The 18,695-nt window shown below is 71.9% G+C and carries 21 protein-coding genes; 6 read left to right on the top strand and 15 right to left on the bottom strand.

All coding sequences use genetic code 11. The annotated features are described in order from the left end of the window. Positions 1-109 precede the first annotated feature (109 nt). The gene (locus ACFYUZ_RS24365) at positions 110-496 is read left to right on the top strand and encodes a winged helix-turn-helix transcriptional regulator (protein ID WP_389312502.1); all 387 of its coding nucleotides are present in this window, start codon (positions 110-112) and stop codon (positions 494-496) included. Between the two features lie 4 nt (positions 497-500). On the opposite strand, the gene mutM is transcribed toward ACFYUZ_RS24365, so the two are convergent. The 9 genes from mutM to ACFYUZ_RS24320 all read right to left on the bottom strand — a co-directional run bounded on the left by mutM (position 501) and on the right by ACFYUZ_RS24320 (position 10,518). Continuing rightward, positions 501-1,361 carry a bifunctional DNA-formamidopyrimidine glycosylase/DNA-(apurinic or apyrimidinic site) lyase gene (gene mutM, locus ACFYUZ_RS24360; protein WP_389312500.1) on the bottom strand — a complete coding sequence of 287 codons (861 nt, stop codon included), beginning with the start codon at positions 1,359-1,361 and terminating at the stop codon, positions 501-503. Between the two features lie 137 nt (positions 1,362-1,498). Beyond that, positions 1,499-2,293, bottom strand: a complete 795-nt coding sequence (gene rnc, locus ACFYUZ_RS24355) for a ribonuclease III (RefSeq protein ID WP_389312498.1) — start codon at positions 2,291-2,293, stop codon at positions 1,499-1,501. A 19-nt stretch (positions 2,294-2,312) separates the two neighbouring features. Continuing rightward, positions 2,313-2,486 carry a 50S ribosomal protein L32 gene (gene rpmF / locus ACFYUZ_RS24350; protein WP_015036448.1) on the bottom strand — a complete coding sequence of 58 codons (174 nt, stop codon included), beginning with the start codon at positions 2,484-2,486 and terminating at the stop codon, positions 2,313-2,315. A gap of 2 nt (positions 2,487-2,488) precedes the next feature. Then, positions 2,489-3,151, bottom strand: a complete 663-nt coding sequence (locus ACFYUZ_RS24345) for a YceD family protein (RefSeq protein WP_389312655.1) — start codon at positions 3,149-3,151, stop codon at positions 2,489-2,491. A 138-nt stretch (positions 3,152-3,289) separates the two neighbouring features. Continuing rightward, entirely contained in the window at positions 3,290-4,333 is a 1,044-nt protein-coding gene (locus ACFYUZ_RS24340; protein ID WP_389312496.1) for an ATP synthase F0 subunit B, read from the bottom strand. Positions 4,334-4,443: 110 nt separating this feature from the next. Next, positions 4,444-4,923: a pantetheine-phosphate adenylyltransferase gene (coaD, locus tag ACFYUZ_RS24335; RefSeq protein WP_190159896.1), complete on the bottom strand. Its 480-nt coding sequence runs from the start codon at positions 4,921-4,923 to the stop codon at positions 4,444-4,446. A 26-nt stretch (positions 4,924-4,949) separates the two neighbouring features. Continuing rightward, entirely contained in the window at positions 4,950-5,531 is a 582-nt protein-coding gene (rsmD, locus tag ACFYUZ_RS24330; protein WP_389312494.1) for a 16S rRNA (guanine(966)-N(2))-methyltransferase RsmD, read from the bottom strand. Positions 5,532-5,602: 71 nt separating this feature from the next. Next, positions 5,603-8,809, bottom strand: coding sequence for a helicase-related protein (locus ACFYUZ_RS24325; RefSeq protein ID WP_389312492.1), 3,207 nt, complete (start codon positions 8,807-8,809; stop codon positions 5,603-5,605). A gap of 59 nt (positions 8,810-8,868) precedes the next feature. Then, complete coding sequence (locus ACFYUZ_RS24320) at positions 8,869-10,518, bottom strand: DAK2 domain-containing protein (protein ID WP_389312490.1); 1,650 nt, start codon at positions 10,516-10,518, stop codon at positions 8,869-8,871. 237 nt (positions 10,519-10,755) lie between these two features. Here ACFYUZ_RS24320 and rpmB point away from each other — a divergent pair, with 237 nt between their 5' ends. Next, positions 10,756-10,941, top strand: coding sequence for a 50S ribosomal protein L28 (rpmB, locus tag ACFYUZ_RS24315; RefSeq protein ID WP_003957616.1), 186 nt, complete (start codon positions 10,756-10,758; stop codon positions 10,939-10,941). A gap of 92 nt (positions 10,942-11,033) precedes the next feature. Here the strand turns inward: rpmB and thiD are convergent, their stop codons facing one another. Together thiD and ACFYUZ_RS24305 are read right to left on the bottom strand one after the other, a co-directional pair. Next, positions 11,034-11,828: a bifunctional hydroxymethylpyrimidine kinase/phosphomethylpyrimidine kinase gene (thiD, locus tag ACFYUZ_RS24310; RefSeq protein WP_389312488.1), complete on the bottom strand. Its 795-nt coding sequence runs from the start codon at positions 11,826-11,828 to the stop codon at positions 11,034-11,036. Beyond that, positions 11,825-12,787, bottom strand: coding sequence for a thiamine-phosphate kinase (locus ACFYUZ_RS24305; RefSeq protein ID WP_116158650.1), 963 nt, complete (start codon positions 12,785-12,787; stop codon positions 11,825-11,827). The genes thiD and ACFYUZ_RS24305 overlap by 4 nt, the downstream gene beginning before the upstream one ends. A gap of 233 nt (positions 12,788-13,020) precedes the next feature. Between ACFYUZ_RS24305 and ACFYUZ_RS24300 the strand changes: the two genes are divergently transcribed. Then, positions 13,021-13,254 carry an Lrp/AsnC family transcriptional regulator gene (locus ACFYUZ_RS24300; protein ID WP_017947604.1) on the top strand — a complete coding sequence of 78 codons (234 nt, stop codon included), beginning with the start codon at positions 13,021-13,023 and terminating at the stop codon, positions 13,252-13,254. 20 nt (positions 13,255-13,274) lie between these two features. Further along, entirely contained in the window at positions 13,275-13,772 is a 498-nt protein-coding gene (locus tag ACFYUZ_RS24295) for a DUF3515 domain-containing protein (RefSeq protein WP_389312486.1), read from the top strand. Between the two features lie 31 nt (positions 13,773-13,803). Here ACFYUZ_RS24295 and ACFYUZ_RS24290 read toward each other — a convergent pair whose 3' ends face one another. From ACFYUZ_RS24290 to ACFYUZ_RS24280, 3 genes are all read right to left on the bottom strand, one after another. Continuing rightward, a complete protein-coding gene (locus ACFYUZ_RS24290; RefSeq protein ID WP_389312484.1) occupies positions 13,804-14,943 on the bottom strand; it encodes a D-alanine--D-alanine ligase family protein in 1,140 nt (379 codons plus the stop codon). Positions 14,944-15,023: 80 nt separating this feature from the next. After that, a complete protein-coding gene (locus tag ACFYUZ_RS24285) occupies positions 15,024-16,025 on the bottom strand; it encodes an NAD(P)H-dependent glycerol-3-phosphate dehydrogenase (protein WP_030690677.1) in 1,002 nt (333 codons plus the stop codon). Next, a complete protein-coding gene (locus ACFYUZ_RS24280) occupies positions 16,022-16,774 on the bottom strand; it encodes a lysophospholipid acyltransferase family protein (protein WP_389312482.1) in 753 nt (250 codons plus the stop codon). The genes ACFYUZ_RS24285 and ACFYUZ_RS24280 overlap by 4 nt, the downstream gene beginning before the upstream one ends. A gap of 126 nt (positions 16,775-16,900) precedes the next feature. Here ACFYUZ_RS24280 and cofC point away from each other — a divergent pair, with 126 nt between their 5' ends. Together cofC and ACFYUZ_RS24270 are read left to right on the top strand one after the other, a co-directional pair. Further along, positions 16,901-17,566, top strand: coding sequence for a 2-phospho-L-lactate guanylyltransferase (gene cofC / locus ACFYUZ_RS24275; protein ID WP_389312480.1), 666 nt, complete (start codon positions 16,901-16,903; stop codon positions 17,564-17,566). A gap of 10 nt (positions 17,567-17,576) precedes the next feature. After that, positions 17,577-17,786, top strand: coding sequence for a hypothetical protein (locus ACFYUZ_RS24270; protein WP_030551092.1), 210 nt, complete (start codon positions 17,577-17,579; stop codon positions 17,784-17,786). 61 nt (positions 17,787-17,847) lie between these two features. Here ACFYUZ_RS24270 and ACFYUZ_RS24265 read toward each other — a convergent pair whose 3' ends face one another. Continuing rightward, positions 17,848-18,552, bottom strand: coding sequence for an HU family DNA-binding protein (locus tag ACFYUZ_RS24265; RefSeq protein WP_389312478.1), 705 nt, complete (start codon positions 18,550-18,552; stop codon positions 17,848-17,850). Positions 18,553-18,695: the final 143 nt, after the last annotated feature.

Here is an 18,695-nt window from a genome sequence, read left to right as displayed (position 1 = left end):
AAGAGGTGGGCGGGTGATGACCAGAAGTAGAGCACTAACTTTTGGATAGCGCAAGCGGATGGTTAGCGCACCCATGGCAGTAAGCGCTGTACCGGAGTACGGTGGATCCATGACTGACGACCTCGCCTACGACGTGTTCGCGCGCGCCTGTCCCTCGCGCGGCACGCTGGAGCACGTGACGGGACGCTGGGGCAGCCTGACCCTGGGCGCCCTGCACGAAGGGACGTTCCGCTTCAACGAGCTGCGGCGCCGGGTCGACGGCGTGAGTGAGAAGATGCTGTCGCAGACCCTGCACGCCCTGGAGCGCGACGGCCTCGTCCACCGAGAGGCCCAGCCCACGAACCCGCCGCGGGTCGACTACCGGCTCACCCCGCTCGGCCGTGAGGTCGCGGAGCGGCTGATCGGCCTGATCGAGCTGGTGGAGGGGCGGATGGACCAGGTCCTGACCGCCCGCCGGAGTTACGACGCGGAGCGCGCCGGGACCGTCACCGCCTGACGGCTCAGACGGTGACGCGCGGCGGGCGCTGGCAGCGCGGGCAGAAGTAGCTGGACCGGTTCATCCAGGCGCGGCGTCGCATCGGCGTACCGCAGCGGCGACAGGGCTCGTCCTCGCGTCCGTAGGCGTCCAGCGAGCGGTCGAAGTAGCCGGACTCGCCGTTGACGTTCACGTACAGGCTGTCGAAGCTGGTGCCGCCGGCGTCGAGCGCCGCGTTCATCACGTCCCTGACGTGTCCGAGGAGCTCGGCCGAGCGCGGCCGGGTCAGGGTGGCGGTCGGCCGGTCGTAGTGCAGCCTCGACCGCCACAGGGCCTCGTCGGCGTAGATGTTCCCGACGCCGCTGATCAGCGACTGGTCGAGCAGGGCCCGCTTGATCGTCGTACGGCGCAGTCGCAGCGCTCCCTGGAAGGCGGCGTCGTCGAAGGCCGGGTCCAGCGGGTCGCGGGCGATGTGCGCGATGACGTCCGGGAGCCCGTCGGGAGTCTGGTCGTGGAGCGAGAGCCCGCCGAAGGTGCGCTGGTCGACGAAGCGCAGCTCGGTGCCGAGGGAGTCGTCGAAGCGGACCCGGATGCGCAGGTGCTTCTCGTCCGGGGCGTCCTCCGGCTGGACGAGGAGCTGACCGCTCATGCCGAGGTGCCCGAGGACGGAGGTCCCGGTCTCCGCCAGCGGCAGCCAGAGGTACTTCCCGCGCCGCCGCGCCCCCTCGAAGCGCTGCCCCTTCAGCCGGGCCGCGAAGTCCTCGCCGCCCGCCGGATGGCGCCGTACGGCCCGGGGGTGCAGCACCTCGACCTCGGTCACGGTCCGTCCGGCGACCCAGCGCTCCAGACCGCGCCGTACGACCTCGACCTCGGGCAGCTCGGGCACGGGACTCCTCCGGAAGGGGTACGGGGTGGTGCGGCCAGCCTACCGCCCGGGGCTCCCCGGAAACGGCTCCGCCCGCCCCTGGCGGGGGCGGGCGGGAAGGCTCTGCCGAAGGAGCGCGGGAGCGCGCGGGGTCGCGGTCAGGCCGTGGCCGGGGTGGCCCCGTCCTTCCGGTCCTGCTCGCCGACCGTGCCGGCGTCCGCCGCGGCCTTCGCCGCCGCCACGCGCTCGTCCGCGGCCGTGCGGATCGAGCGCCACGCGGACTCCGCCGCCTGCTGTTCCGCTTCCTTCTTGCTGCGGCCGGTGCCGGTGCCGTACGAGACACCACCGACGCGGGCGGCAGCGGTGAAGGTCTTCTCGTGGTCCGGGCCCTCCTCGGAGACGAGGTACTCCGGGACGCCCAGGCCCTCGGCCGCGGTGAGCTCCTGGAGGCTGGTCTTCCAGTCCAGGCCGGCACCGAGGTTCGAGGACTTCTCGATCAGCGGGTCGAAGAGCCGGTGCACCAGCTCGGACGCCGCGTCGAGGCCCTGGTCGAGATAGACCGCGCCGATCACCGCTTCGAGGGTGTCGGCGAGGATGGACGCCTTGTCCCGGCCGCCCGTGCCCTCTTCGCCCCGGCCGAGCCGGATGAAGGAGCCGAGTTCGAGGCCGCGGCCGACCTCCGCCAGCGCACGCGAGTTGACCACCGCGGCCCGCAGTTTGGCCAGCTGGCCTTCCGGCAGGTCGGGGTGGGTGCGGTACAGCGTGTCCGTGACCACCAGGCCGAGCACGGAGTCCCCGAGGAACTCGAGGCGCTCGTTGGTGGGCAGACCGCCGTTCTCGTACGCGTACGAGCGGTGGGTCAGCGCACGCACCAGAAGGGCGGACTCGAGCTGATACCCGAGCCGCCCTTCCAGAAGCGTGTGGGACGAGGCTGCGCTGATGCTCTCAGACATCGTGCCTCTCACCAGCCACTCAGACCGAGAGGACCTGGCGCTTGTTGTAGGTGCCGCAGCTCGGGCACGCGATGTGCTGCAGCTTCGGCTCCTGGCAACGCTCACACGAAACCAGGGTGGGGACCGCAGCCTTCCACTGCGACCGGCGGTGGCGCGTGTTGCTGCGCGACATCTTCCGCTTCGGAACAGCCACGGCTACTTCTCCTGCTTCTCGGCGGCGCTTCGGACGTCCCCGTCAGAGGCTTTGCCGCTCATGTTGTCCTTCTCATCGGTTCCCAGCGAACCGGCGAGTCCCTGCAGTGCCGCCCAACGGATGTCGACGGCTTCATGGTGGTGGTCCGGGTTCTCGTTCAGGTTGGTTCCGCACTCGGAACACAGACCCGCACAGTCCTCCCGGCACACCGGCTGCATCGGCAGTGCGAGCACCACCGCATCACGCAGCACGGGTTCGAGGTCGAACATGCCGTCCTCGAGGGGGATCATGTCCTCGTCGTCCTCGGCTTCGTCGTCCGCGGCCGCCTTGGAGCGGCCCCGGTCGTCGGAGTCGGGGTACGAGAACATCTCCTGGAAGTCCACGTCGAGCTCCAGCTCGACGGGCTCCAGACACCTTACGCACTCCCCCTCGGCCGATGCACGGGCGGTGCCTGTGACAAGCACCCCTTCCATGACCGACTCAAGACGGAGATCGATTTCCACCGGAGAGCCCTCGGGCACTCCGATCACTCCTTCGACGCCGAGCGCGGCGGAGCCGCCGGGCGCCTCGACCGAACGGGAGACCCGCTGCAGGGCACCAGGACGCCGCCCCAGCTCGTGCGTGTCGAACACGAGGGGGTTGCGGTGGTCGAGGCGCGTGCTCAGGGTTCTTCCTGCTTTCGGATCGTTCTGCGGCGTGGAGGGGGCTGCCGGACGTGGGCAGCGGGGATCGCGGACATAGCGCGACCGAAGAGCCAGGATACTGGACGCTTCGCCCAGGGCCCAATCCGGGCTCCCCGCCCCTTACTGCCCCTGCTCGTACCGGCGCAGCTGCTCCAGGTCGATCATGCTCGTGTCGAAGAAGCTGGTCTCGTCGAGCGCGGCGGCCTGCTGCGGCTGGTGGGGCTGGGCGTGGACCTGGCCCTGGACCTGGGGGTCGTACTGCTGCTGCTCGTAGCCGTACTGCCCCTGGTAGGCGTACGGGTCCTGCTGCTGGTAGCCGTAGGCGTCCTGCTGCTGGTACGCGTAGGCCGGGTCCTGCTGGGGCTGCTGCTGGTAGCCGTACGGGTCGGGCTGCTGCGCGGGGATCTGCGGGGCCTGCGGCTGCGCCGGCTCGGGGTCGGAGAGCTCCGCGAGGCCGGCGAGGTAGTCCGCGTCGCTGGTGTGGACCGCGCCGCCGAGGCCGTCCTGCGCGGCCATGTGCTCGCCGAGGGCGTCCGTGGCGATCCGGCCGTGCAGCTTCTGCCGGCCCCTCCCGACGGCCTCCAGGGTCTTGCTGAGGACCGCCTCGAAGGCGCCCAGCTTGGCGTCCACGTACTCGTCGGCCCGCTGGATGAGGGTCTGCGGGTCGGCGCTGTACTCGGGGGCGTCCGCGTCGGCGTAGCCGTCCCGGTCGAGGCCCGGGCCGCGGCCGAGGAGCTTCTCGCGCCCGCGGTCGACGGAGCCGATGGTCTTGTTGAGGACGACCTCGAAGTTGGCGAGCTTGGAGTCCACGTAGTCGTCGGCCTCGGCCCGCACCTCCTCGGCCTCGCGGCGGGCCTCGGCGAGGATCCGGTCGGCCTCCTCCTGGGACTCGCGGGCGACCTGGGTGTCGGAGACGATCGAGCCCCGCTCGGCGTGGGCGGCCTCGATGATCCGCTCGGCCTCCTGGCGGGCCTGCTCGACCATCTGCTCGCGGCCGCCGATCAGCTCCTGGGCCTGGGCCAGGGAGCCGGGCAGGGCCTGGCGCACCTCTTCGAGCAAGGCGAGCAGCTCGGCGCGGTTGACCACGCAGGATGCCGACATGGGCATGGAACGGGCGCCCTGCACGGTCGCGACGATCTCGTCGAGCTTCTTCTGCACGTCCACCTGGTGCTCGCCACTCTCTACAGCTGGATGGAGACGGACGGGACGACTGTAAGGGCAGTCGGCGCCCGTCCGACACCAGGTGACGGAGCGTCAGCGGCGGTGGCCGCGCGTCACTTCCGGGCGAGCCGCTCGGTCAGCTTCGGGAGGACCGTCGGCGGGACGAGGTGGGAGACGTCCCCGCCCCAGGCGGCCACTTCCTTGACCAGGGAGGAGGAGAGGAAGCTGTACGTCGGGTTGGTGGGGACGAACAGGGTCTCCACGCCCGAGAGGCCGATGTTCATCTGGGCCATCTGCAGCTCGTAGTCGAAGTCGCTGACCGCGCGCAGGCCCTTGACGATCGCGGGGATGTCGCGCTGCTTGCAGAAGTCGACGAGGAGGCCGTGGAAGGACTCCACCTCGACGTTGCCGAAGTCGGCGGTGACCTCGCGGATCAGCTCTATCCGCTCGTCGACCGTGAAGAGGCCCTTCTTCGACTGGTTGATCATCACGGCCACGTGTACGACGTCGTACAGCTTGGAGGCGCGGGCGATGATGTCGAGATGTCCGTTGGTGATGGGGTCGAATGACCCCGGACAGACGGCGCGGCGCAACTTGGGTCCCTCGCTCTCCGGTCCGGTCATCGTGCGTCTTCGCACGTAGAGGCGGCGCGACCGTACCAAAACGTTCCCTCGCCGTAGCGACGGGACCGCAGGGGTTCGAAGCCTTCGGGCCAGCCGAATTCCCCGCCTCGGGTGCTGCGCTCCACGGTGACGAGGGCATCCTCGCTCAGCCAGCCCCCCGAGCGCAGTGTGAGGAGAATCTCCCGGAGGTCGTCGTCCCCGACGGCGTAGGGCGGGTCGAGGAAGACCAGGTCGTACGGCTCGGCCGGGGCCGGTCCCGTCACGATCTGCTCGGCCTTGCCGGTGCGGAGTTCGGCGCCGGGCAGGCCGATCGAGCGGACGTTGTCCCGGATCGTCTTCGCGGCGCGGGGGTCGGCCTCGACGAGGAGGGCGTGGGCCGCGCCCCGGGAGAGCGCCTCCAGGCCGACGGCGCCGGAGCCCGCGTACAGGTCGGCGACCCTGGCGCCGGCCAGGCCCTGGAACGACTCCCAGGTGGAGAAGAGGCCTTCCCGTGCCCGGTCGGAGGTGGGGCGGGTGCCGTTGCCGGGGGGCACGGCCAGGCGCCGTCCGCCGGCGCTGCCGGCGATCACGCGGGTCATCGGTGTCCTCGTCCTGCGTCGTCCAATGCGTACGTCCCAGGATATGGCCGCGGCGCGGCGCTCAACCCTCCTCAGCCCTTGTCGAGGTACGTCTCCCGCTCCTCGCTGAGGAGGGCGTCGAGCGCGGTGCGCAGGCCGAGGTGGGCGTCGAGGCCGGGGTCGGCGAGGACGAGGGCGGTGGCCTCCTCGCGGGCGGCGGCGATGACCTCCTCGTCCTCGATGACGGCGAGCACCCGGAGGGAGGAGCGGACGCCGGACTGGGCCTGGCCGAGGACGTCGCCCTCGCGCCGCTGTTCGAGGTCGATGCGGGAGAGCTCGAAGCCGTCGAGGGTGGAGGCGACGGCGTTCAGCCGCTGCCGGGCGGGGCTGGCCTCGGGCATCTCGCTGACGAGGAGGCAGAGGCCCGGGGCGGAGCCGCGGCCGACGCGGCCGCGGAGCTGGTGGAGCTGGGAGACGCCGAAGCGGTCGGCGTCCATGATCACCATGGCGGTGGCGTTGGGCACGTTGACGCCGACCTCGATGACCGTGGTGGCGACGAGGACGTCGAGGTCGCCGGCGGCGAAGCGGCGCATGACGTCGTCCTTGTCGTCCGGGTGCATGCGGCCGTGCAGGACGGCGATCCGCAGGCCCGCGAGGGGGCCGGCGCCGAGCTTCTCGGCGACGTCGAGGACGGCGAGCGGCGGGCGCTTCTCGGCCTCGTCCTCGGGGGACGCCTTGGCCTTCTTCTTCTGGTCCTCCTCGTCGCCGATGCGGGGGCAGACGACGTACGCCTGGTGTCCGTTCCCCACCTCCTCGCGGACCCGCTCCCAGGCGCGCGCGAGGAAGTGCGGCTTGTCGGCGGCGGGGACGACGTGGCTGGCGATCGGCGAGCGGCCGGCGGGCAGCTGGTCGAGGACGGAGGTCTCCAGGTCGCCGAAGACGGTCATGGCGACCGTGCGCGGGATGGGCGTGGCGGTCATGACGAGGAGGTGCGGGGGCTGCTTGCCCTTGCCGCGCAGCGCGTCGCGCTGCTCGACGCCGAAGCGGTGCTGCTCGTCGACGACGACCAGGCCGAGGTCGTGGAACTGCACCTTGTCCTCGATCAGCGCGTGCGTGCCGATGACGATGCCGGCCTCGCCGGTGACGAGGTCGAGCAGGGCCTGGCGGCGGGCGGCGGCGCCCATGGAGCCGGTGAGCAGGACGACCTTGGTGGCGCGCTCGGCGCCGCCGAGCATGCCTCCCTCGGCGAGCTCGCCCATCATCTCGGTGACGGAGCGGTGGTGCTGCTGGGCGAGGACCTCGGTGGGGGCGAGCATCGCGGCCTGCCCGCCGGAGTCGACGACGGCGAGCATGGCGCGCAGCGCGACCATCGTGTTGTGCGTCACGGTGAAGTGATCCGTCACGTAGGCATGGTCGGCATGCGCGACGCTGATGCACTGCACGGCCTTCCGGCCGACGTACTCCACAGCACGGATGCCACGCCGGAAGGTGTTGTACCCGGGCCTCGGACGCATCCGCTCGGCCTTGCGGACGAGCCGGAACGGAGGGTACTCGTCGGGCAGAGCCACGGAGACGTTGAAGGCGGTCTTCTTCGGCAGAACCCGCGCTCGTCCGCCGAGCGAGCGCACGAGCCACGCGACGTCCTCCGCGAGCGAGCGGGAAGCGGAGCACAGCGACACACTCATGCCGTCCTGGTGCACCGTGCCGTCAGTGTCCAGAAGCCCTTGGAGAACCGCGAGACGGTCCTTGATCGTGGCGTTCTTGAACTGCTCGGGGATGAACTTGTCATGCGATGTGACACCCCACAGCTCCAGGTCTCGCAGCGCCTGGATCACCGGATTCCGGACGCCGCCCGCACGCCGGACAAGCTGGATCGTGTAGTCGCAGCGCGAGCCGACCACCGGGGTGAGCCTGCAGTCCGGCTCCACCGCCATCGCGACGGCGTCGTGGATCTCGGCGTCGGTCGTGGAGAGCCGCAGGTTGTGCCGAAACGAGCCGTCGCCCAGGAGCACACCGAGCAGGTACGGATCGAGCGGCAGTGTGGCGCCGTCTCCGAGGTCGACCGGGGCGGCGGGGGGGATGTACCACTTCGAGGAGCCGTTCGCCTTCAGGAGGTCATGGCGGATCTCCCTTGTGGTCAGCACCTTGGGGGCCTGGCCGCGGTGCCATGCGCAACTCGTTCCTACGATCCACAGGTGCTCGTCGTCGCACTCCACGGCGGTTCCGTCCGAGAGAAGGATCCGCCACACCTCCCGCTCCCCCTGTGGAAAGACTCCGTCGACGACTGCGGTCTCTCCTGTGGGCACGATCACCTCGTCCCCCACCCTCATGTCGCCCATCCGTCGGAATCCCACAGAGGTCAACACGAGGGAGTCCAGGGGCTGCGCCTTGCCCGATCCGACCTCGCCCTGGAGGAGGCGGTGCATGGGGTGCTCGGTGGCGAGGTCGTCGAAGATCTCCTTCGAGACCTTGGTCTGGCCGTCGGTGAGGGTGAAGGGCAGCTTGGCGTCGAAGGCGTCGAGGATGCCGTCGGGGGCCGGTCGCCGGGCGACGGCGGGGAGTTGCGCGTCGGCGTGCCGGCGGCGGGCGAGGGCGACCTGGAGGACGAAGGCCTCGTCCCACTTGAGCCGCTCGCGGGCGTCGGCGATGTCCGCCTTGGTACGGGGGCGGTGGATCATCCGCAGGGCGTCGGGCAGCTCGGTGAGGCCGCGGCCCTCGCGCAGGGCGGGCGGCAGCGGGTCGACGGCGTCACCGGCGCTGGGCAGGACGGCGTCGACGGCCTTGGCGATCTTCCAGGACTCCAGCTTGGCGGTGGCCGGGTAGATCGGGATGAGGGCCCCCGCCCAGGTGTCCACGGCCTCGTCGGCGTCGCCGCGGAGCAACTCGTAGGAGGGGTGGGCGAGCTGGAGGCGCCGGTTGAAGAGCGAGACCTTGCCGGCGAACATCGCCCGGGTGCCGGGCAGCAGGTCCTTGTGCGGCTTGTGGACGCCCTTGCCGAAGAAGACCAGCTGCACCCGGCCGCTGCCGTCGGTGATGGTCACCTCCAGGCGCTGGCCGCGCCCCTTGGAGCCGTTGAAGGTCAGCACCCGGGCGTCGGCGACCTGCGCGACCACCGTGACGTGCTCGTCGAGCGGGAGGTCGGAGAGGGCGGTCAGCTCCCCCCGCTCGGCGTACCGGCGGGGGTAGTGGTGGAGCAGGTCCCCGACCGTGTGCAGGTCGAGCGCCTCGGCCATGACCTTGGCGGTGGCGGGGCCGAGGGCCTTCTTGAGTGGTTCGTCGAGCGCGGGCACGTCCTCCATTGAAGACCACGGGACCGACAGTCGTGCCGAAGCCCGTGGACGACCGCCGGGATCGGGACCTATTCCACTCCGATGAGCAGGGGTGGTGCCCCCGCGCCCGCGTGGTACGTGGTGGTGTCGACGGCCAGGTAGCCGCGCCGGACGTGGCCCTCCAGGTCGGGGGCGAGTCCGGGCGGGGTGTCGTCGGCGACGACGAGGGTGACGAGTTCGCCGCCGGCCGAGAGCATGCGGTCCAGGACGGTGCGGGCGGTCTCGGTCAGGTCCTTGCCGATGACGGCGACGTCGCCCTCGATGAGGCCGAGGACGTCGCCGGCCTGGCAGACGCCGGCCGAGGTGAAGGAGCGGCGTTCGGCGACGGCGAGTTCGGCGTAGCGGGTGGCTCCGGCGGCGGCCGTCATGGCGACGACGTCCTCGTCGAAGCGCCGGTCGGGCTCGTGGACGGCGAGGGCGGCGATGCCCTGGACGGCGGCCCGGGTCGGGATGAGGGCGACGCGGATGCCCTCGGCCCTGGCGCGTTCGGCGGCGGCCGCCGCGGTCTGGCGCAGCTCGGTGTCGTTGGGCAGGAGGACGACCTCGCGCGCGTGGGCCCGTCGGATCGCCTCCAGGAGTTCGTCGCCGGCGGGCGGTTCGCCGGGCCTGCTGCGGACGGTGGTCGCGCCGGCCTCGGCGCAGAGTCCGGCGAGGCCCTCGCCGGGGACGACGGCGACGACCGCGCGCTGGGCGCGTTCCGCGCGTCCGGCGGTGGCCGCCGCGTCGGCGGCGAAGTGGGTGATGCGGATGCGGTGGGGCCGGCCGGCCTCGACGCCGGCCTCGACGGCGGCGCCCGCGTCGTCGACGTGGACGTGGACGTTCCACAGCCCGTCGCCGCCGACGACGACGAGGGAGTCGCCGAGGGCGTCGAGCCGGGCCCGCAGCAGGTCCACGGCGGCGTCCTCGGCCTCCAGGAGGTAGATCACCTCGTAGGCGGGCCCGGCCTCGCCGTCGCAGGCCGGGGCGGAGGCGGCCGGTACGGCCCGTACGTCCCCGAGGACCCGTACCGCGCCCGTCGCGGTCCCGGCGGGCTCCGGCGCCCGGCCGCCCACGGTCTCGACGAGCGCTCCGAGGACGGCGACCAGACCGCGTCCGCCGGCGTCCACGACCCCGGCCCGGCCGAGGACGGCCAGCTGGCCGGGGGTCGCCTCCAGGGCGGTCCCGGCCGCGTCGTGGGCGCGGGTGGCGACCTCCAGGAGGGTGCCGCCGCCCGCACAGCCGGCGGCGGCCGCCTCGGCCACGGTGAGGACGGTGCCCTCCACGGGGTGGGCGACGGCCCGACGGGCGGCGGCGGCCGCCTCGGCCAGGGCGCGGGCGAGGTGATCACCGTCACGTCCTTCGGCGAGGACGGCGGCCATGCCGCGCAGGAGCTGGGCGAGGATGGTGCCGGAGTTGCCCCGGGCGCCGAGCAGGGCGCCGTGGGCCATGGCCCGTACGGTCTCGGCGGTGTCGGGGGCGGAGGCGGAGGCGGCGAAGACGGCTTCGACGGCCTGACGGGCGGCCTCGGTCGTCAGGTACAGGTTGGTGCCGGTGTCCCCGTCCGCGACCGGGTAGACGTTGATCGCGTCGATCTCCTCGCGCTCCCGTCCGAGGGCGTCGAGGGCCCGTGCGCACCAGGTCCGGACCGCTTCGGCGTCGAGCTCGACGAGCTCCTCGTCAGGCTGAAGGGCTCGCGACAACGGGGGGTCCTCCTTCGGCGGTGAGCTCACCGCAGGGTAGACCCGGGGTGGCCCGCTCGTGACCTGGGCCCGGGGCGAGGTCCGCGGAGACCGTGGTAGTTTCGTTCCACCGAGGCAGGCGTTGTATGCTGCTTCGGTTGCCCGGTTCAAACCGGGCCGTTCCCCGGCAAGCCACTTCAGACTCCTGATTCCGGTGCGCCGGATTTCACTGTAAATCTGAAGTCTTTGGAGTGACCCGTGGCTGCCAACTGCGACGTCTGCGGCAAGGGGCCGGGCTTCGGCAACAACATTTCGCACTCGCACCGCCGTACGTCCCGTCGCTGGAACCCGAACATCCAGCGCGTGCGTGCCGTGGTCGGTCGGACGCCGAAGCGGCTCAACGTCTGCACCTCGTGCATCAAGGCCGGCAAGGTCTCGCGCTAATTGCGACGTTCCGTCGTAGCGCAGCCCCTGCGGTTGCCTTGAAAGGCCGGTTCACCTCGGTGAACCGGCCTTTTGCCATGTCCTGACGCGCTTCAGTCCCGGAAGCGCCAGCCGTGGTCCACCGGGCCGATGCCCGACCCCAGCGCGAATCCGGCTGCGATCGCCCCGGTCACGTACGCCTTCGCCTCCCGCACCGCCTCCGGCACGGCCAGTCCCCTGGCGAGTCCCGACGCGACCGCCGAGGCGAGTGTGCAGCCCGTCCCGTGGGTGTGCCGGTTGTCGTGGCGCGGGGCTCGCAGCCAGTGCTCCTCGGTGCCGTCGGTGAGCAGGTCCACGGCCTCCCGACCGGTGGGCAGGTGCCCGCCCTTGATCAGGACCCAGCGCGGGCCGTACGACAGCACCGCCTCGGCGGCCCTCCGCATGTCGTCCTCGTGGCCGACGCGGACGCCGGTGAGCTGCGTCACCTCGTCCAGGTTGGGCGTGGCGACGGTCGCGACCGGCAGCAGCCTCGTACGGACGGAGTCGAGCGCGGTCTCGGCGAGCAGCGGGTCCCCGTGCTTGGAGACGCCGACCGGGTCGACGACCACGGGGGCCTCCACGGAGGCGAGGAGCTCGGCGACGGTCTCCACGAGCGCGGCCGAGGCGAGCATGCCGGTCTTCACCGCCTGGACGCCGATGTCGTCGACGACGGCCCGGAACTGGGCGCGCACGGCCTCCACGGGAAGCTCCCAGACGCCCTGGACGCCCCGCGAGTTCTGGGCGGTGACGGCGGTGACGACGCTCATGCCGTGGACGCCGAGGGCGAGCATCGTCTTCAGGTCGGCCTGGACGCCGGCACCGCCGCCGGAGTCGGATCCGGCGACGGTGAGGACCAGAGGGGGGTTCACTCGGTCTCTCCGAAGTGGTCCCAGCCGCCCACGCTGTGCCAGGGCGCGCCGTCCACGGTGACCTGCGGCAGCGCCGAGGGGTGGAGGACCTCGCCGATGACCTTCCAGCGGGCGGGCAGCTTCACGTCCGGCGGGAAGGTGGCCACGATGGCGTGGTCCTCTCCCCCGGTGAGCACCCACTGCATGGGGTCGACGCCGACGGCCTGGCCGATGTCGTTCATCTGGGTGGGGATGTCGATGAGTCCCGAGCGCAGGTCGATGCGGACCTTGCTGGCCTCGGCGATGTGCCCGAGGTCGGCGATGAGGCCGTCGCTGACGTCGCACATGGCGGTGGCGCCGAGCCCGGCGGCGGCCGGGCCCGCGTGGTACGGCGGTTCGGGCCGGCGGTGGGCCTCGACGAAGGCGCGCGGGGAGCGGAAGCCGCGGGAGAGGACCGCGTATCCGGCGGCGGACCAGCCGAGCCAGCCGGTGTAGGCGACGACGTCGCCGGGCTGGGCGCCGCCGCGGGTGACCGGGTCGTGGTTGCGGAGGTCGCCGAGCGCGGTGATGGAGACCATGATCGTGTCGCCGCGGACGACGTCGCCGCCGACCACCGCCGCGCCCGCGACCTGACATTCGTCGCGCAGGCCGTCCATGAGTTCCGTGGGCCAGGTGACGGGGAGTTCGGCGGGGACGACGAGGCCGAGGAGGAGCGCGGTGGGGACCGCGCCCATGGCGGCGATGTCGGCGAGGTTCTGCGCGGCGGCCTTGCGGCCGACGTCGTAGGCCGTCGACCAGTCGCGGCGGAAGTGACGTCCTTCGAGCAGGATGTCCGTGCTGGCCACCACGCGCCGGTCGGGGGCGGAGACGACCGCGGCGTCGTCGCCGGGCCCGATCCGTACCGCCGGGGTGGAGGTGAGCCGGGACGTGAGCTCTCTGATGAGCCCGAACTCGCCCAGCTCTCCGACTGTGCCCTTCACCGCGTCTCACCTCGTGTCTTCGTGCCGGCCGGCGGGCGGGGGCGCGTCGTCTCGCGCCGCGGGTCGCGGGCCGTCACCGTGCTGGGTACCGTCAAGTAGACCGTCAACTTCTGTCCTGCGTACGCCACACCCCGAGCGCCTCCGGACGCGCGGGTCTCCCCGTGGCCCGCGGCGACGCGGTACCGTGGCGTCCCTTTCTCCCACAAGATCCTCGTGGTCGCCCTGGAGGTTCCGTGGTTCAGGCGTACATCCTCATCCAGACCGAGGTGGGCAAGGCGTCGACCGTCGCCGACACCATCTCCAAGATCCCGGGGGTCATCCAGGCCGAAGACGTCACAGGACCGTACGACGTGATCGTGCGCGCGCAGGCGGACACCGTCGACGAGCTGGGCCGCATGGTGGTCGCCAAGGTCCAGCAAGTGGACGGCATCACGCGCACCCTCACCTGCCCGGTCGTTCATCTGTAGCCCCCGTCTACGCTTGGCCGGTGACGTCTTCCCACCGGCCCTTCGGCCTGCCCGCCGCCGTCGCGGCCGCCGTCCTGCTGTCGGCCGCCGCCGGCTGTTCCTCACCGGACGCCGCGGCGTCCGTCGTGGTCCCGAGCCCGCCGGCGGAGGAGGCCGCCTTCTGCCAGGCGCTGGCGAAGGAGCTTCCCGACACCGTGGCGGGCCTGGCGCGGAGTGACCCGGAGCCCGGCTCCGAGTTGACCGCCGGGTGGGGTGACGGTGCGATCGTACTGCGCTGCGGGGTCCCCCGGCCCGAAAAGATGAGCGACCCGAAGGCGCAGGGCGTCTCGGCGAACGGCGTGCGCTGGATGCTGGAGCAGCGCGGGGGCGACGGGCCCCGTTTCACCTCGGTGTACCGGAAGACGTACGTCGAGGTGACGCTGGACGAGCGGTACGCGCACGACGCCGGTCCGCTCACGGATCTCGCGGGACCCGTGGAGCGGACCGTCCCGTGCGCCCTGGAGCCGGAGTGCGGATGACCGCACCCCGGCGCCCCCGGCCGCGGTTCGTCTAGCGCAGGCCCGTGGGGCGGGTCAGCGCGGCCTGGATGAGCCGGTCGACGAGCTCGGGGTAGCTCACGCCGCTCTCCTGCCACATGCGCGGGTACATGGAGATGGGCGTGAAGCCCGGCATGGTGTTGATCTCGTTGATGACGAAGTCGCCGTCCTCGGTGAGGAAGAAGTCGGCGCGGACCAGGCCCTCGCAGGACACGGCCTCGTAGGCGGCGACGGCGAGGCGCTGGACCTCGGCGGTGGCCCCGTCCCCGATCGGGGCGGGCACGATGCCGGAGGCCGAGTCGATGTACTTGGCCTCGAAGTCGTAGAAGTCGTGGTCGGTGACCGGCGGGATCTCGGCCGGGACGCTGGCGCGCGGGCCGTCCTCGAACTCCAGGACGCCGCACTCGATCTCGCGGCCGCGCAGCAGCGACTCGACGAGGATCTTGGGGTCGTGGCGGCGGGCCTCCTCGATGGCCTCGTCCAGGCCGGAGAGGTCGTCGACCTTGGTGATGCCCATGGAGGAGCCGCCGCGGGCCGGCTTCACGAAGAGCGGCCAGCCGTGCTCGGCGGCGAACTCGACGATCTTCTTGCGGGCGGCGGCGGGGCTCTGCTCCCACTCGCGCGGCCGGATGACCTCGTACGGGCCGACCGGGAGGCCGAAGGAGACGAAGACCCGCTTCATGTACTCCTTGTCCTGGCCGACGGCGGAGGCGAGGACGCCCGCGCCGACGTAGGGGACGCCGGAGAGCTCCAGGAGGCCCTGGAGGGTGCCGTCCTCGCCGTAGGGGCCGTGGAGCACGGGGAAGACCACGTCGACCTCGCCGAGGGCCTTGGGCACGGCGCCGGGCTCGGTGAGGACGACCTCGCGGTTGGCGGGGTCGACGGAGAGGACGACGCCGCCCTCCTCGGACTCCGCCAGGTCGGCGACGTTCGGCAGGGCGCGGTCGGCGATGGCCATCCGCTCGGGGGCGTCGGCGGTGAGCGCCCAGCGCCCGTCCGTCGTGATGCCGATGGGCAGCACGTCGTACTTGTCCCGGTCGATGGCGCTCAGGACGGCGCCCGCCGTGACGACGGAGATGGCGTGCTCGGAGCTGCGGCCGCCGAAGACGACGGCCACGCGCGGCTTGCGGGGGCTCTGGGTGTTCTCGCTCATATCGCGATGAGCGTACCTTGCGGCTCCCGAACTGCTGAGCGCCCCGCTCGCACGCGCGCGTACGGCTCACACGGCCGGGCTCAGCGGCGTTCGGGCTTGGCCGAGCGCGACATGAGCTCCTTGAGGGCGACGACGGGCGGCTTGCCGTCGTGGACGATCGAGACGACGGTCTCGGTGATGGGCATGTCGACGCCGTGGCGGCGGGCCAGATCGAGCACGGACTCGCAGGACTTGACGCCCTCGGCGGTCTGCTTGGTGGCCGCGATGGTCTCCTGGAGGGTCATCCCCCGGCCGAGGTTGGTGCCGAAGGTGTTGTTCCGGGAGAGCGGCGAGGAGCAGGTGGCGACGAGGTCGCCGAGGCCCGCGAGGCCGGAGAAGGTGAGCGGGTCGGCGCCCATGGCGAGGCCGAGGCGGGTGGTCTCGGCGAGGCCGCGGGTGATGAGCGTGGCCTTGGAGTTGTCGCCGAGGCCCATGCCGTTGGCGATGCCGACGGCGAGGCCGATGACGTTCTTGACGGCGCCGCCGAGCTCGCAGCCCACCACGTCGGTGTTGGTGTACGGGCGGAAGTACGGCGTCATGCAGGCGGTCTGGAGCCGCTGGGCGACCGTCTCGTCGGAGCAGGCGACGACGGCGGCGGCCGGCTGCCGGGCGGCGATCTCCTTGGCCAGGTTGGGGCCGGTGAGGACGGCCACGCGGTCGGCGGGCACGTCGGCGACCTCGGTGATCACCTCGCTCATCCGCTTGGCGGTGCCGAGTTCGACGCCCTTCATGAGGGAGACGAGGACGGTGTCGGGGGCGAGCACCGGCCGCCAGGCGGCGAGGTTGCCGCGCAGGGTCTGGGAGGGGACGACGAGGACGGTGAAGTCGGCGTCCGCGGCGGCCTCGGCGGGGTCCGCGGTGGCCGTGATGCCCTGGGGGAGCTCCACGCCCGGCAGGTAGTCGGGGTTGACCCGGCCGGCGTTGATCTCCTTGGCGAGTTCGGCGCGGCGGCCCCAGAGGCTCACCTCGCAGCCCGCGTCGGCGAGCACCATGGCGAAGGCGGTGCCCCAGGATCCGTTGCCGAAGACGGCTGCCTTGGTCACTTGGTGCCCTCCCCGGCGGCCTTGCGCCGCTGCTCCAGGCGGGCCTTGCGGTGGTCGTACGGCTCGGGGGGCGCCTTCTCGCCGCGGACCTCCTCCAGGAGGGCGGTGATGGCGGCCATGATGACCTCGGTGGCCTCGCGCAGGACGTCCGGCGTGGGCTCCAGGCCGTGGAAGCGGGAGAGGTCGACGGGCGGTCCCGCCTGCACGACCAGCGTCTTGCGGGGGAACAGGCGGAACTTGTTCTCCTTGGCGTACGGCGGCATCGCGAGGTTGGCGCCCCACTGGGCCACCGGGATGACGGGGACCTGGGTGAGCAGCGCGACGCGGGCGGCGCCGGTCTTGCCGGCCATGGGCCACATCTCGGGGTCGCGGGTGAGGGTGCCCTCCGGGTAGAAGGCGACGCACTCGCCGCGCTCGATGGCGTCGACGGCGGCGCGGAAGGCGTCGAGCGCGTTGGTCGTCTCGCGGTACACGGGGATCTGGCCCGTGTTGCGGAGCATCGTGCCGACGAAGCCGCCCTTGAAGAGTCCGGCCTTGGCGAGGAAGCGCGGGACCCGGCCGGTGTTGTACTGGTAATGCGCGTAGGACAGCGGGTCCAGGTAGGAGTTGTGGTTGACCGCGGTGATGAAACCGCCGTCGGCCGGAATGTGCTCCATACCGCGCCAGTCCCGCTTGAACAGAACCACCAGGGGGGGTTTGGCGATGACCGCCGCGAGGCGGTACCAGAAGCCGATTCTGCGGCGGGGCACTCGGACACCTTTCTCCGGGACTGGCTGGCAGGGGGTCAAGTGTCGCCCCATGCTCCTGGTCTGTCGAGTGACACCGTACGCCCCGGGGCCGCCGGTGGACCGCGTGGGCGGGACAGAATGACCCCGATGAAGACGCTGCCCCAGATGCGCACCGGCGCCGACGACGGCTGGTCCCTGGTCGTCCCCCTGAAGCCCCTCGCCCTGGCCAAGAGCAGGCTGGCGGCCGCGGCGGGGGCCCGGCTGCGTCCCCGGCTCGCGCTGGCGTTCGCCGAGGACACCGTGGAGGCGGTGCTGAACTGCGCGCGCGTGCGCGATGTGGCGGTCGTCACGGACGATCCGGTGGCCGGCCCGGCGCTCGCGGCGCTGGGCGCGCGGATCGTGCCGGACTCCCCGGCGGCGGGGCTCAACGCGGCGCTGGCCCACGGGGCGCGGGCCGTGCGTTCCGGGCGGCCGCACGCGCGCGTGGCGGCGCTCAACGCGGACCTGCCGGCGCTGCGGCCCGCGGAGCTGACCCGGGTCCTGGACGCGGCCGGAAATTTTCCGAGGGCATTTCTCGCGGATGCCGCCGAAATAGGTACGACATTCCTCTCGGCGGCGCCGGGGGCGGAATTGGAACCGGCATTCGGGGGCGCGTCGAGGCTGCGGCATTTGTCTTCGGGGGCGGCGGAAATCCGGCTCGCCGGGGTGGATTCCGTGCGCCGGGACGTGGACACCGGGGAGGATCTGGCGGCGGCGCTGGCGCTGGGGCTCGGTCCGCGGACGGCCGCCCGGTGGGCGACGGCGGCCGGATAGGCTGCGGTCCATGCAGGCGACCGCGTTCACGTACGACCCCGAGACCCGCAGCGGCAGTGTGCTGCTCGACGACGGCACCCCCGTGGAGTTCGGGGCGGAGGCCTTCGAGGCGGGCGGGCTGCGGTTGCTGCGGCCTGGGCAGCGGGTGCGGATCGAGGCCGAGCCCGGCACGTCGGGCGCGGGGCTCCGGATCACCCTGGTGACGCTGCAGACCTTCTGAGACGCGCCGCGGGCCGGGCTCCCGGAGGGGAGCCCGGCCCGGCGGGTCGGTACCGCGCGTCCTACTTCTTGGCGGCGGTCTTCTTGGCGGTCGTCTTGCGCGCCGTCGTCTTCTTGGCGGGCGCCTTCGTCGCCGTGGCCTTCTTCGCGGCCGGCGCGGTCTTCTTGGCGGTGGCCTTGGTCGCCTTCTTGGCGGCGGCGGCCGTGGTGGTCTTCTTGGCGGCGGCGGTGGTCTTCTTCGCCGTGGCCGTCGTGGCCTTCTTCGCCGGCGCCGCCTTCTTCGCGGCGGCGGTGGTCTTCTTGGCTGCGGCGGTGGTCTTCTTCGCCGCGGCCGTCGTGGCCTTCTTCACCGGGGTCGCCTTCTTCGCGGCGGCCTTCTTGGCGGTGGTGGCCTTCTTGGCGGCGGCCTTCTTCACGGTCGCGGAGGCGCCACCGGTGAGGCTGCCCTTGGGGGCCTTCTTGACGGAGACCTCGCCGCCCTTGGGGAGCTTCTTCGAGCCGCTGACCAGGTCCTTGAAGCCCTGACCTGCACGGAAGCGCGGGACGGAGGTCTTCTTGACCCGGACGCGCTCACCCGTCTGCGGGTTGCGGGCGTAGCGGGCCGGCCGGTCGACCTTCTCGAACGAGCCGAAACCGGTGACCGAGACCCGGTCACCGGCCACCACGGCACGCACGATGGCGTCGAGCACGTGGTCGACGGCTTCGGCGGCCTGCTGACGACCGCCCATCTTGTCGGCAATCGCTTCTACGAGCTGCGCCTTGTTCACGTCTTCCCCTTCGGAGACATTGCCAGAACGAAAGTGTTCAAGCTTTTTCGCACGTTAGGCATGTATATACCGCAAATCAAACACGAAACGGTCTAATCACCCTAGTGCCGCAACGCGGAAGTTCCGTTGCGGAGTTCCTGGTG

The sequence above is a fragment of the Streptomyces sp. NPDC004266 genome (assembly GCF_042874095.1).
Taxonomy (GTDB): domain Bacteria; phylum Actinomycetota; class Actinomycetes; order Streptomycetales; family Streptomycetaceae; genus Streptomyces.
The sequence above is the reverse complement of the archived record's forward strand: the minus strand, read 5'-3'. Positions and strand labels throughout refer to the sequence as shown.

Coding starts and splice junctions, on each gene's coding strand:
- ACFYUZ_RS24365 (WP_389312502.1), top strand. CDS start 110: ATGACTGACGACCTCGCCTACGACGTGTTCGCGCGCGCCTGTCCCTCG.
- rnc (WP_389312498.1), bottom strand. CDS start 2,293: ATGTCTGAGAGCATCAGCGCAGCCTCGTCCCACACGCTTCTGGAAGGG.
- rsmD (WP_389312494.1), bottom strand. CDS start 5,531: ATGACCCGCGTGATCGCCGGCAGCGCCGGCGGACGGCGCCTGGCCGTG.
- ACFYUZ_RS24325 (WP_389312492.1), bottom strand. CDS start 8,809: ATGGAGGACGTGCCCGCGCTCGACGAACCACTCAAGAAGGCCCTCGGC.
- ACFYUZ_RS24290 (WP_389312484.1), bottom strand. CDS start 14,943: ATGAGCGAGAACACCCAGAGCCCCCGCAAGCCGCGCGTGGCCGTCGTC.
- cofC (WP_389312480.1), top strand. CDS start 16,901: ATGAAGACGCTGCCCCAGATGCGCACCGGCGCCGACGACGGCTGGTCC.
- ACFYUZ_RS24270 (WP_030551092.1), top strand. CDS start 17,577: ATGCAGGCGACCGCGTTCACGTACGACCCCGAGACCCGCAGCGGCAGT.